This window comes from Stenotrophomonas sp. YJH_SMC_133, from assembly GCF_059370655.1.
On record NZ_JCAFTW010000009.1, the window covers coordinates 44,635 to 57,525 of the forward strand.

General features: G+C 66.7%; 7 protein-coding genes. 3 read left to right on the plus strand and 4 right to left on the minus strand.

Annotated features, from left to right (window positions below; genetic code table 11):
* Positions 1 to 39 precede the first annotated feature (39 nt).
* Positions 40 to 1,323: a putative DNA modification/repair radical SAM protein gene (locus tag AC5P78_RS14055; RefSeq protein WP_005407960.1), complete on the plus strand. Its 1,284-nt coding sequence runs from the start codon at positions 40 to 42 to the stop codon at positions 1,321 to 1,323.
* Positions 1,304 to 2,764: a UdgX family uracil-DNA binding protein gene (locus tag AC5P78_RS14060; protein WP_201861690.1), complete on the plus strand. Its 1,461-nt coding sequence runs from the start codon at positions 1,304 to 1,306 to the stop codon at positions 2,762 to 2,764. Before AC5P78_RS14055 ends, AC5P78_RS14060 begins: the two co-directional genes overlap by 20 nt.
* Before the next feature lie 45 nt (positions 2,765 to 2,809).
* Here the strand turns inward: AC5P78_RS14060 and maiA are convergent, their stop codons facing one another.
* Positions 2,810 to 3,478, minus strand: a complete 669-nt coding sequence (gene maiA / locus AC5P78_RS14065; protein ID WP_495217228.1) for a maleylacetoacetate isomerase — start codon at positions 3,476 to 3,478, stop codon at positions 2,810 to 2,812.
* Between the two features lie 14 nt (positions 3,479 to 3,492).
* Positions 3,493 to 4,482, minus strand: coding sequence for a fumarylacetoacetate hydrolase family protein (locus AC5P78_RS14070; protein WP_043033907.1), 990 nt, complete (start codon positions 4,480 to 4,482; stop codon positions 3,493 to 3,495).
* Between the two features lie 937 nt (positions 4,483 to 5,419).
* Between AC5P78_RS14070 and AC5P78_RS14075 the strand changes: the two genes are divergently transcribed.
* The gene (locus tag AC5P78_RS14075) at positions 5,420 to 6,832 is read left to right on the plus strand and encodes a DEAD/DEAH box helicase (RefSeq protein ID WP_005412154.1); all 1,413 of its coding nucleotides are present in this window, start codon (positions 5,420 to 5,422) and stop codon (positions 6,830 to 6,832) included.
* Positions 6,833 to 7,397: 565 nt separating this feature from the next.
* Here the strand turns inward: AC5P78_RS14075 and AC5P78_RS14080 are convergent.
* Both AC5P78_RS14080 and AC5P78_RS14085 read right to left on the minus strand, forming a co-directional pair.
* Positions 7,398 to 9,992, minus strand: a complete 2,595-nt coding sequence (locus AC5P78_RS14080; RefSeq protein ID WP_414498309.1) for a M14 family zinc carboxypeptidase — start codon at positions 9,990 to 9,992, stop codon at positions 7,398 to 7,400.
* A 74-nt stretch (positions 9,993 to 10,066) separates the two neighbouring features.
* Entirely contained in the window at positions 10,067 to 12,706 is a 2,640-nt protein-coding gene (locus AC5P78_RS14085) for a TonB-dependent receptor plug domain-containing protein (RefSeq protein WP_012479047.1), read from the minus strand.
* Positions 12,707 to 12,891 lie beyond the last annotated feature (185 nt).

Sequence of the window (12,891 nt, forward strand, 5' to 3'; positions counted from 1 at the left end):
GTCTCATCCAATGAGACCCCTCATCCGTAGGTTTCCTCAATGGAAACCATCCGCAAGCTGGCCATTCTGGCCGATGCCGCCAAATACGACGCCTCCTGCGCCTCCAGCGGCTCGGGCAAGCGCGATTCGCGCGCCAGCGGCGGTATCGGCAGCACCGAGGGCATGGGCATCTGCCACAGCTATACGCCCGATGGCCGCTGCGTATCGCTGCTGAAGATCCTGCTGACCAACTTCTGCGTCTACGACTGCGCCTATTGCGTCAATCGCGTGTCCAGCAATGTGCCACGCGCGCGCTTCAGCGTCGACGAGGTGGTCACGCTTACCCTGGACTTCTACAAGCGCAACTACATCGAGGGCCTGTTCCTCTCCAGCGGCATCATCCGCAATGCGGACTACACCATGGAGCAGATGGTGGAGGTGGCCCGGCAACTGCGCGAAGAACACCGCTACGCCGGCTACATCCACCTCAAGACCATTCCCGAGGCCTCGCCGGAACTGCTGGCCAGCGCCGGGCGTTACGCCGACCGCCTGTCGATCAACGTCGAACTGCCGACCGAAGCCGGGCTGAGCGCCTTGGCGCCGGAGAAGACGGTGCATTCGATACGCGGCGCGATGGGCGAACTGCGTTGGCGCATCGAGGAAGCCAAGGAGGCGCGCAAGGCCCCCGCAGCAGTGGCGCCGACGGCCAGCCGCAGCGCACGCCCGCGCCCTCCCCGTTTCGCCCCGGCCGGGCAGAGCACGCAGATGATCGTCGGTGCGGACGGGGCCAACGACCAGCAGATCCTGGCCAGCGCCGACAGCCTGTACGGCAGTTACCGGATGCGCCGGGTCTACTACTCCGCGTTCAGCCCGATTCCCGATGCCAGCCGGCAGCTGCCGCTGCAGCCCCCACCCCTGCAACGCGAGCACCGGCTGTACCAGGCCGACTGGCTGTTGCGCTTCTATGGCTACGGCGTGGACGAGATCACCGACACCACCCAAGGCGGAATGCTCGATCTGGATATCGATCCGAAGATGGCCTGGGCGATCCGCCATCCCGAACGCTTCCCGGTCGATCTGAATCGTGCACCGAAGGAAATGCTGCTGCGGGTGCCCGGCCTGGGCGTGCGCAATGCAGAGCGCGTGCTGATGGCGCGCCGGCACGGGCGCCTGCGCGTGGCGGACATCGCCCGCCTGAAGGCGCCGATGAGCAAACTGCTACCGTTTGTGCTGTTGGCCGACCATCACCCGCGCAAGGCACTGGATGACCCGGCCGCACTGCGAGCACAACTGGCCCCGCCGCCGCGCCAGGGATCACTGTTCGATGCACCGCCGGCAGCCTGACGCGCCGCGCTGGTCGCAGCGGGTGGATCCGCCGTGGTCGCTGCAGGCCTGGCGCGACGGCGCGCGTGATGCGCTGCTGCGGGGCGTGCGGCCCGAGCAATTGGACTGGCTCGAAGGCGGCGAGGCATCGCTGCTGGATGCGCCGCCGGTGCAGCAGGCACCGGTGGCGGCACAGGCAAGCGCTCCCGGCGTCCCGCGCGAATTCCTGGAACTGGCCGACACCTGCCTGTGCCATAGCGAACCGCAGCGCCTGTCACTGCTGTACCGGCTGCTGTGGCGGATCACCCATGGCGAACGCGCGGTGCTGACCAATCCCGCCGATGCCGATGTGCTGCGTGCGATGACATTGGCCCAGGCCGTCCGCCGTGACACGCACAAGATGAAGGCATTCGTGCGCTTCCGCGAGGTGCCTGGCCAACCTGATGCGTTCATCGCCTGGTTCGAGCCACAGCACCACATCGTCGACCGGGTCGCGCCGTTCTTCGCACGCCGCTTCACCGGCATGCGCTGGGCGATCCTCACTCCTTCGCGCAGCGTGGCGTGGGATGGACAGGCGCTGACCTTCGGCCCCGGCGCACGCCGCGAGGACGCCCCGGCCGAAGATGCGCGCGAGGCCCTGTGGCAGACCTATTACGCCAGCATCTTCAATCCGGCCCGGCTCAACACCCGGATGATGATGCAGGAGATGCCGGCCAGATACTGGCGCCACCTGCCCGAGGCGCAGCTGCTGCCGCGCCTGGTGCGCGATGCGGGCGATCGCGTGCAGGAAATGCATGACCGGCCCGCGCAGGCACCCCAGCGCAGGATTCCCATGCGTGGGGACGCTGCGGCAGCGCGCCCAGATACCGCCAGCCTGCAGACGCTGCGACAGCAGGCCAACGCCTGCCGCCAGTGCCCGCTGTGGGAGACCGCCACACAGACGGTGTTCGGCCAGGGGCCGGCCGATGCGCAGGTGATGGTGATCGGCGAGCAGCCTGGCGATACCGAGGATCTGCGCGGCCAGCCGTTCGCCGGCCCTGCCGGCCAGTTGCTGGACCGCGCATTGGCCGAGCTGGGAATCGATCGCGCCACGCTGTACCTGACCAACGCGGTGAAGCACTTCCACCATGAGCGGCGTGGCAAGGTGCGGCTGCACAAGCGGCCGGAAAGCCGCCACATCCAGGCGTGCCGGCCGTGGCTGATGGGCGAGATTGCGCGCGTGCGACCGCAACTCATCGTCTGCCTGGGCGCAACCGCGGCAGCCTCGGTATTTGGCCGTGATTTCAATCTGTCGCGCGACCGTGGACGCTGGCACACGCTGGAGGAAGGCACCCGCGGCTACGCCACCGTGCACCCGGCGTGGGTGCTGCGGCAAGGCGATGGCGCGCGCCGCGAACGGGCCTATGCACTGTTCCGCGATGATCTCGCGCAACTGCTGCAAAAAGGGGACGGAGGGGATTAAGTCGTGAATGCACTTACGACTTGATCCCCTGCGTCCCCTCTACTTTCAGGCTGCGTCGGGCTGGTTTTCCGGGCGCGCGCGGTCGAAGGCGTCCAGCGCCTGGCAGGCGGCCTCGATGCGGCGAAGGGTCGGGTACGGCGCAAGGTCCAGGCCGAAACGATGGGCGTTGTACAGCTGCGGCAGCAGGCAGAGGTCGGCCAGCCCGGGGCGGTCACCGTGGCAGAAGGTGCTAGTGTCACGGCTGTTGGCCAGCATCGCCTCCATTGCCGCGAAGCCCTCGGCCATCCAGTGCAGGGTCCACTGCATACGGGCGTCGGCCGGCAGCTGCAGGTCGCGCTCCAGGTACTGCATCACCCGCAGGTTGTTGATCGGGTGGATGTCGCAGGCCACCAGCTGGGCCAGTGCCCGCACCCGCGCACGGCCGGCGGCATCGGCCGGCAGCAGCGGCACCTGCGGGAAGCACTCGTCCAGGTACTCGACGATCGCCAGCGACTGCGTCAGCGCATGCCCTTCGTGCAGCAGCGTCGGCACCAGCTGCTGCGGATTGAGCCTGCGATAGGCGTCCAGGTGTTGTTCGCCGCCGTCGCGCACCAGATGCACCGGCCGCGCCTCCCAGGCCAAGCCCTTCAGCTCCAGACCGATGCGCACGCGGTAGGCGGCGCTGGATCGCCAGTAGGTGTACAGCACGATGCCGTCGTCGACCGGAATCTCCATGGCCGCCTCCATGCTCAGGGCTTGGCGGCCTGTTCGATGCGCTGCTCGATCGCACCGAAGATGCTGTTACCGGCGGCATCGAGCATCTCGATGCGGACCACGTCGCCGAACGACATGAAGGGCGTGCTCGGCTTGCCGTCGCGCAGGGTTTCGACCACGCGCTGCTCGGCGAAGCACGACGCACCCTTGCTGGTGTCTTCATTGGCGATGGTGCCCGAGCCGACGATGGTACCGGCGCCCAACGGACGGGTCTTGGCCGCATGCGCGACCAGCTGGGCGAAATTGAACTGCATGTCCACGCCCGCTTCCGGTGCACCGAACCACTTGCCGTTGATGTGGGTCAGCAGCGGCAGGTGCACCTTGCTGTCCTGCCACGCAGCGCCCAATTCGTCGGGGGTGACGAACACCGGCGACAGCGCCGAGCGCGGCTTGGACTGCAGGAAGCCGAAGCCCTTGGCCAGCTCGCCCGGAATCAGGTTGCGCAGCGACACATCGTTGACCAGGCCGACCAGCTGGATGTGGCCCGCCGCCTGTTCCGGGGTGGCCGCCATCGGCACGTCGTCGGTGATCACCACGATCTCCGCTTCCAGGTCGATACCGTACTCCTCGCTGACCACCTTGACCGCATCGCGCGGGCCGTAGAAGCCGGCACTGGTGGCCTGGTACATCAGCGGATCGGTGTAGAAGCTCTCCGGCACCTCGGCGCCACGGGCGCGGCGCACGCGCTCGACGTGGGGCAGGTAGGCACTGCCGTCGACGAATTCATAGGCGCGCGGCATCGGCGCGGCCAGGGCCTGCGGGTCGAGGTCGAACACACCGTCGGCGTCGCCGGCATTGAGCGATTCGTACAGGGCGTTCAGGCGCGGCGCGATGTGGCTCCAGTCTTCCAGAGCCTGCTGCAGGGTGGCGGCAATGCCGGTGGCGCGCACGCCGTGGCGCAGGTCACGCGAGACGACGATCAGGGTGCCGTCGCGGCCGCCTTCCTTCAAAGAACCAAGCTTCATGGGTGGGTGTCCGGAGTCGTGGGCAAACAAGTTTCAAGTGTAATCAAATCTGCGGCGACGCCAAGCTGCAGCGCGGCATCGGCCCACCCTACCGTAGTGGGGGGTTCGGCAGGGCTTGCAGCCCTGCACCTGCTCAATGCAACAGCAACGGCAACGTCAAAAGCGGCTCTGGCTTTCTGCTGGTTGGGCGGGGCGGTGTGGGTGGGCAGGACACGCCGTAAACCCATCCCTGGGGGCTCGATGGCGCCATCCATGGCGCCAACGGTCCTGCCCACCCACACCTCCCCACCCCCGACAGGTTCCCGATGACGGATCGAACATCCACGTCATTCATCGTCGAAATCCATCAGATATCGAGATAAATCGAATGAGATCTGACAGATCGCAGGAAACTGTCGAAGGCGGGGTGGGTCCGGTGGCAGGGGCGTGAGCCGCATGGGCCCGAGGCATGCCTCGGGCGGGTTGGGCAGGACGCCCAACCCCGGTCTTGCCGTGTGCGCAGGACTGCGCACACGAGCAAGCGGCGACCGAGCTTACATGGACGTACTTGCAGCGCCCCCTGCCACCGGACCCACCCCGCCTCCCACAGGAACCCGGCCTTTGACGTTGCTTCAGCCTCTGCGGGTGCAGGGCGCAGCCCTGCAGAGAGAACCCCTACCTGAACAGGTCTTTTTGCGTGAAGTCTCAAACATCGTTTAGACTTGCGCGGTCTGCAGCGGCCGTCCGTTTCCCTCCGGGATCGCCGGCGACCAGGGTCCGCCCTCTTCGCCCGCCCCCACTCCGACGCCGTTCGTCACGCATTCCAGCCTGCGCTTCGTGCCGGCTGCACCCAATTCTCGCAGCGCGGTTCACGGGAACGCTCCGAGTCAGCCGATCAGTTTGATCTGCCCCCGTCTGTCCGTTCGGACAGGCGTTTCTTGTACTTGGAGCAAACTCAATGTCTTTTGAATCGCTGGGCCTGGCGCCCTTCCTGCTGCGTGCGCTTGCCGAGCAGGGCTACGAAAACCCGACCCCGATCCAGCAGCAGGCGATCCCGCTGGCACTGGCCGGTCGTGACCTGCTGGCCGGCGCACAGACCGGCACCGGCAAGACCGCCGCCTTCGGCCTGCCGCTGCTGCAGCACTTGGGCACCGCCTCGCAGGAAGTGCGCAGCGGCCCGCGCAAGCCGCGCGCGCTGATCCTGGCCCCGACCCGCGAACTGGCCACCCAGGTGCACGACAGCCTGCGCGGCTACAGCAAGTACCTGCGCATTCCCAGCGCCTGTATCTACGGCGGCGTCGGCATGGGCAACCAGCTGGACATCCTGCGCCGTGGCGTGGACCTGCTGGTGGCCTGCCCGGGCCGCCTGATCGACCACCTGGAGCGTCGCAGCATCGACCTGTCCGGCATTGAACTGCTGGTGCTGGACGAAGCCGACCGCATGCTCGACATGGGCTTCCTGCCGTCGATCAAGCGCATCCTGGCCAAGCTGCCGAAGCAGAACCGGCAGACCCTGCTGTTCTCGGCCACCTTCGAGGACAACATCCGCCAGCTGGCGCTGGAGTTCATGCGCAACCCGGAACAGATCCAGGTGACGCCGAAGAACACCGTGGCCGAAACCATCACCCACCGCGTGCACCCGGTCGATGCCGGTCGCAAGCGCGACCTGCTGCTGCACCTGCTGGCGCAGGACAGCCGCGAGCAGACCCTGGTGTTCGCCCGCACCAAGCACGGCAGCGACAAGCTGGCCTCGTTCCTGGAAAAGTCGGGCATCAAGACTGCGGCGATCCACGGCAACAAGAGCCAGGGGCAGCGCCTGCGTGCACTGGGTGACTTCAAGGCCGGCCGCGTGACCGTGCTGGTGGCGACCGATATCGCTGCGCGCGGCATCGACATCAACGAGCTGCCGAAGGTGATCAACTTCGACCTGCCGATGGTGGCCGAGGACTACGTGCACCGCATCGGCCGTACCGGCCGCAACGGCGCGACCGGCCAGGCGATTTCGCTGGTGGCACAGGATGAAGTGAAGCTGCTGCGTGCGATCGTGCGCCTGCTGGGCCGCGACATGGACATCCGCGATGTACCGGGCTTCGAGCTGCAGGTGCCGATCCGCTGGGGCAACAGTGCGCCGGGCAAGGCCGAGCACGATACCGGCGAGCGCGCACCGCGCAAGAGCCATGCGCGCCGTCCGCACGGTGATGCGCCGCGCCACGCGCACGCAGGCCCGAAGAAGGCCGGCGGTGGCCGCCGCGAAGGCGGTGGCAATGGCCAGCAGCGTGCAGGCGCCGGCCAGGGCCAGCGCCGTGGCGGTGGTGGCAATGGTGGCGGCCGTGGTCGTGGCCAGGGTGGCGGCGGTGGTCGCGCCGGCTGATCCCAGCCGACATGGAGCGTGCTTCCCGCTGCGCGGGGGCTATCGAGGGACGGCGCTGACGCGCCGTCCTTTTTTGTTGCGGGCTACCGGGTGATAAAGCACGCGGTGGCAGTACCGAGGGCGAATGGGCATGGGGGCAGCGCAGAACACGCTGTAAATACGTCCATGTAAGCTCGATGGCGCCATCCATGGCGCCAACGGTTCTGCGCTGCCCCCATGCCCATCCGCTTCAAGCATTGCCTGCGCCTTCTTCTCCCGCCGGGTAGCCGGGAGAAGAAAGATCAAATTCAAATTCAAATTCAAATTCAAACTCAAATTCAAAGGCAAAAGCCGAAGTCGCAATTCCTGGCTTTGCTTTTGCTTTTGCTTTTGTATTTGCCCTTGCTCCCGCCTTGGGGTCTGATGCGTCCGCGCCCGCAGGAAACTGTCATGGGAGGCAGGGGGCCTCAGCCAGGACCGTTGGCGCCAAGGATGGCGCCATCGAGCCCCCATGGATGGGTTTACGGCGTGTCCTGGCTGAGGCCCCCTGCCTCCCAAGCACAACAGAAACTCGGCGCCAAACACCTCAACCCCGCGCTTTCGCCGGATTCACCAGATTCCCGAAGAAGATCGCGTTGATCAGCAGTCGGTCCGTTCCGTGCCAGTACTTGCGGTGTGCCGGGTCATCGGCAAACAGCACCACGTTGCCCTGCCCCTGCGCCGACACCAGCAGCCATGCACTGCCTGCCACCCGCGTGCGGTTACGCTCGGACAGGTAGCCGTTCACCCGCGGCGGCGTGTCGATGCGCACCACCGTGGAGAACGGGTTCGCGCTCGGCTGCAGCGTCCCCGTGTTCTCCTTGTTGATCGCCAGCTGCCGGCGCGGCACGCCGAATGCCAGCGGATGGCTGGTATCCACGTCGGCACTGAGAATGTTGCCGCTGACCCGCTCGATCGCGGCAATGTCGCGCTGATCGCCGAACGCACGGCGGCTTTCGTCAGCAGCGTCTTCTTCCTTGCCGAGCTTTTCGCCGTCGGCCAGCCTCTGCTCGATCGCCCACTTCGAGGCACTGCCGTAGGTCACCAGTGAACCACCGGCCTGCACCCAGCGCTTCAGTGCAGCCACCGCCGTGGCATCGACGCCCGTGTAGGTACCACCGGACAGCACGATCGTGGTGTAGCGGTCCAGCGGTACCTTGCCCAGCTGCTGCGGATCCAGCTTGCTGGCTGGCAACTGCAGCTGCTGGTCGAGCAGGAACCACGCCGATCCGATTTCGGTGGCGGCCACGCCCTCGCCCATCACCAGTGCCACCGCAGGCTTGCGCAGCGCCTTGACGCCGTCACTGCCGAGGTCGATGCCTTCGCGGCTCCGGCCGCTGGACAGCGCGTGGACCTGTACGCCCGCCTCGCGCGCGGCCGATGTCACTGTCTCGAGCAGCGCCGCGCCCTGCAGCGATTGCCCGGCAACCGGAATGACCAGGCTGCCGGCGGCGAAGCTGATGTCGCCCTGCGCGGTCGCGGTGGTGAACGGCTGGAATGCCGCGCGTGCATTCACGCCCTTGCCCTGCAGCGCGGCCAGCACGCGCCCGGCGTTGTAGTTGCGCCAGTCGATGGCGTAGGCGAATCCGGCCTCGCCGCCCAGTACCGCGCCCTGCTCCACCGGCAGCGCGGCCACGCGTGCGCCGCCTTCGATACGGCTGCGGCTGCCCGCAAAGGCCACGCCGTAGGCCGGTGCGATCGCATAGCTGGTGCTGCCGTAGAACACATCACCCTTGATCGGCGGCGTCTCGGCAAAGATCGAATGCACCAGGCGGAACTGCGCCTGCTGCACCGGCACCACGTAGGCGCTGCCGGCATCGAAGCGCTGCCCATCGACAGTGACGGCACGGTCCAGTGCGCGCACCTCGATCCGGTGCAGCAGCAGCAGTTCCAGCAGGCGACGGGTCAGGGCCGGGTCATGCGCATCGCCGAACACGAAGCTCTTCACCGGCTGCTGCGCAGCCTGCTTCAGCGCGCTCTGGAAGAACTGCTTCTGCAGGTCGAACAGGCCGCTGCGCTCGGCCACTGCGCCACGCACCGTGCCCAGCCCAGTGGCGACCTGGTTGCGGATGGTGAACGGGAACGTCAGCAGGCCATTCACCGATTCCTGCACGCGGCCGCGCGAGCTGGCCTGCTCGACGGTAACGCCGACAGCGCCATGGAAGTCCGGATAGGTGGAACCGTACACCGGCGAGAAGTTGTCGAAATTCTCGCCGGTGTAGTACAGCGACCCCAGCGCATCCAGCGCCTGCGCGTGGTACTTGGCGAGGGTCTTGTTGAATTCATACGACGCCGCCGGAATCAGCGGGCTGTGCATGCTCTTCGGCGAGGGCTCGAAGTAGTAGGTGCTGTCCTTGCCCATTTCGTGGAAGTCGATCTGCACGTTCGGGTACCACTGGTGGAACACCTCCACCTTCGGCCGTGAGTCCTGCTGGGTCAGGGCCAGCCAGTCGCGGTTGAGATCGGTGAAGTAGTGATTGGTACGACCCTGCGGGAACGGCTCGACGTGTTCCTTGTCGGCGGGGTCGGCAGAAGCTGGGTCGGACGCCCAGGCGTTGTGCCAGTTGGCAGCACGGTCACGACCATCCGGATTCTGCGCCGGATCGAACAGCACCACCGCCTGCTGCAGCCATTGCTGGGTTTCTGCGCTGCGGTTGGCCACCAGGTAGTACGCCGTCAGCATCGCTGCCTCGGCACTGGAGGTCTCGTTGCCGTGGACGCTGTAGCCCAGCCACACCACCACCGGGCTGTCACCGGCGGCGCTGCGCGGCTGCGCCGGATCGGCCAGGGTCGCGTGCTGCTGGCGGATCTGTTCCAGCCGCGCATGATTACCTGCAGCGGTGACGGTGGCGATCAACAGCGGGCGGCCTTCATAGCTGCGGCCGATCTCGCGCACGCTGATCTTGTCCGAGCGTTTCGCCAGTTCCTGGAAGTACGCCACCAGCTGGTCGTGCCGGGTGTAACGGCTGCCGATCGGGTAGCCGAGGAACTGCTCCGGCGTCGGCACCGCTGCATCGAACGCCGCCGCGTTGGTGACCTGCGGAAAGAAGTACGCGCTCTGTGCCTGCGCCGGCTGCGGCGAGGACAGTGCGGTGGCGGCGGCAAGCAGCAACGGAAGAACGGCACGGCGATGCAAGGACACGGTGACTCCCCTGGAACACAACGGCAGACGATCGCGCGGCCGGTCCCCTCAGGTGACCGGCCGCGGCGGATGGATCAGAAGCGGTAATCGAAGCCCAGCGTGAAGTAGCGGCCACGCAGGTCGTACTGGCTGAAGTCGTACGGCGCGCGGATGCCCGGGAACGAGGCGTCGTACGGCGGCGTCTTGTCGGCCAGGTTCTGCACCTTGGCATACACGGTCAGCTTGTCGATGCCGGTGTAGGCCAGGTACAGGTCGTACTGGCTGTAGCTGCCGACGCGCTGCTGCACGGCTTTGGCGGCGGTGCTGGCCTCCTGGCGGTAGCTGCTGGTGTAGTACCAGGTCACGGCTGCGTTGAAATCACCGTACTTCCAGTCCAGCGTGGTGGTGGCCTTGTCCTTGGGCAGGGTCGCGCCCAGGTTGCTGCCGGCGTAGTCGACCAGCGGCCCACCGACCACGGTGGGGCGACGGTAGTCGCGCACGTGGGTGTAGGCCGAGGACACGGTGAAGTCACCCAGCGCCGCGGTCGGGATGCGCTGGCGCAGCTCGACATCGATGCCCGAGGTCTTCAGCTCGCTCAGGTTCTGGTAGCGGTTGTAGACCGCCTGCAGCTTGCCACGCTCATCGCGCTGCACGGCGCCGGCCACGTTGTCGTTGACCAGGGTCTGGGTGTTGTTGGTGCCGACCAGGTTGTCCAGCTGGATGCGGTAGTAGTCCACGCTCAGGTTGGTGTTGGCCCACGGCGACAGCACCACACCGAAGTTGACGCTCCTGGTGCGCTCCGGCTTGAGTTCGTTGTTGCCGACGGTGAAGAAGGTGGGGTTCTGGCGCGAGCCCGGCACGTCCGGATCACGCGGGTCGACCACGCTGCCGTAGGCGATGCTGGTGCTGTTGGAGTTTTCCGACAGCGACGGTGCCCGGAAGCCCTTCGACGCCGACGCACGCACCAGCAGGACATCCAGCGGCTGCCAGCGCAGGCCGATCTTCGGCGAGAACGCATCGCCGAAATCATCGTAGTGATCAGCGCGCGCGGCGGCGGACAGCTCCAGCGTCGAGGCCAGCGGCACGTTCACTTCGGCGTAGGCCGCACTGACCTGGCGCTTGCCGTGTACTTCGGCAATGGCCGGGCGCACCTGCAGGCCGGCATCGATCTGCCACGGATTGTTGGAGTCGAGCTTTTCGCGGCGCCACTCGGCGCCGGCGGCGAAGCCGATCTCGCCGGCCCAGGTGTGGCCCAGGCTGCCGGAAATCTTCGCATCGATGCCCTGCAGCTTGGATTCGGCCGGACGCAGCGTGGCGATGTTGATCGAATCACGCACCGACTGCGGCGTGGCCGCCGGGTTGAGCAGGTTGTAGCTGCCCGTGGCCAGCGCGTCGGCCAGCGCCCAGCGGTTGGCGAAGCCACCGGACACGCTCTCACGCTCGCTGCTGCGCGCACCGAATGCAGCCACTTCCCAATCCCACTTCGCGGTGGTGCCGCGCAGGCCGAACACACCGCGGTAGGCGGTGGAACGGTTGGTCTTGATCGTGCCGCCCAGGTCGAAGAAGGTGTACTCGACGGGAATCGCGCGACCGTACGGGTTGTACGGATTGTTGGCCGGCAGCAGCGACGACACCGGCTCTGCCAGGCCGCTGTTCGCGTTCAGTGCGAAGCGGCCGCTCTCCAGGGTGAAGAACGGGCTGCTGCCGAACCACGCGGCACTCTTGATCTGGCTGTACAGCACTTCGCCGAACGCTTCGACGTTGTCGTTCAGGCGGAAGGTACCGTTGGCGTAGGCCTGGTAGCGCTTGGTCGAGGGGATCAGCGTGGTGAACGGTGCCTGGTTGAAGCCGCAGGTGTCGCCGGCCAGGCCGTCGATCGGTGCGCTGGCCACGCGGGTGGTGCCGGTCGGGCAGTTACCGTTGGCATCGAGCATCGGCACCGAGACGCCGTTGACCAGGTAGCGCGCGCCCTTGGCCGACCAGCCGTTCCAGCGGCCACCCGGCTTGTCGGTGTAGATGCCGCTCCTGGTCAGGTTGCGCTCGTCCTGGTCCAGGCGCTCACGGTTGTACCCCTGCAGGCTGAAGAGGATGTTGTAGCCATCGGTGTCGAGATCACCGAGGCCGCCGACGAACTTCAGGTTCTGCTCGTGCAGGCCGCCCTGGTCGGCACCGCCGAAGCTGCCGCCGATCTCGGCGCCTTCGAAGTTCTGCCGGGTGATGATGTTGACCACGCCGGCCACGGCGTCGGAGCCGTACACCGCCGAGGCGCCGTCCTTGAGCACCTCAATGCGCTCGACCGCGACCAGCGGCAGCGCATTGAGATCGACGAAGGTGTCGGACAGGCCACCGGCCGGGAAGCCGTAGTTGGCCAGGCGACGGCCGTTGAGCAGCACCAGCGTGTTTTTCTGCGACAGGCCACGCAGGCCGATGCCGGCCGAGCCGGACGCCCAACCATTGTTGGTGGTTTCGTTGCTGGCGTTGCCGGTGTTGGCCGAGATCGAACGCAGCACATCGGCCACGGTGGCCTTGCCGGTCTGTTCCAGCTGCTGGCGGCCGATCACCTGCACCGGGTTGGAAGCCTCGGTATCGGTGCGCTTGATGTTGGAACCGGTGACGCGCACGGCGGCCAGGGTACTGGCTTCGCCACTGGCATCGGCGGAGGTTTCGGCGGCGGCGGACAAAGGCGCGGCCAGAGCGACGGCCAGGGCCGCCACGAGCAGGGTGTGCTTGGGCATGACGATGTGGGGGAGGTGGAAAGGGCGACGTAGTTCCGCAGTAGTCCATGCCTGGCCGGGGTCCGGCCAATAACATCTCTTCATACGGATATAAGAGAAGCTATCATCTCTTCATCCGGATGGAAAGAGTTACTTCACGAAAGCCCAACATCCGCTCAGGATGGCCGGCCACCTGCGGCGTACAA

Coding starts and splice junctions, on each gene's coding strand:
- AC5P78_RS14055 (WP_005407960.1), top strand. CDS start 40: ATGGAAACCATCCGCAAGCTGGCCATTCTGGCCGATGCCGCCAAATAC.
- AC5P78_RS14060 (WP_201861690.1), top strand. CDS start 1,304: ATGCACCGCCGGCAGCCTGACGCGCCGCGCTGGTCGCAGCGGGTGGAT.
- maiA (WP_495217228.1), bottom strand. CDS start 3,478: ATGGAGATTCCGGTCGACGACGGCATCGTGCTGTACACCTACTGGCGA.
- AC5P78_RS14070 (WP_043033907.1), bottom strand. CDS start 4,482: ATGAAGCTTGGTTCTTTGAAGGAAGGCGGCCGCGACGGCACCCTGATC.
- AC5P78_RS14075 (WP_005412154.1), top strand. CDS start 5,420: ATGTCTTTTGAATCGCTGGGCCTGGCGCCCTTCCTGCTGCGTGCGCTT.
- AC5P78_RS14085 (WP_012479047.1), bottom strand. CDS start 12,706: ATGCCCAAGCACACCCTGCTCGTGGCGGCCCTGGCCGTCGCTCTGGCC.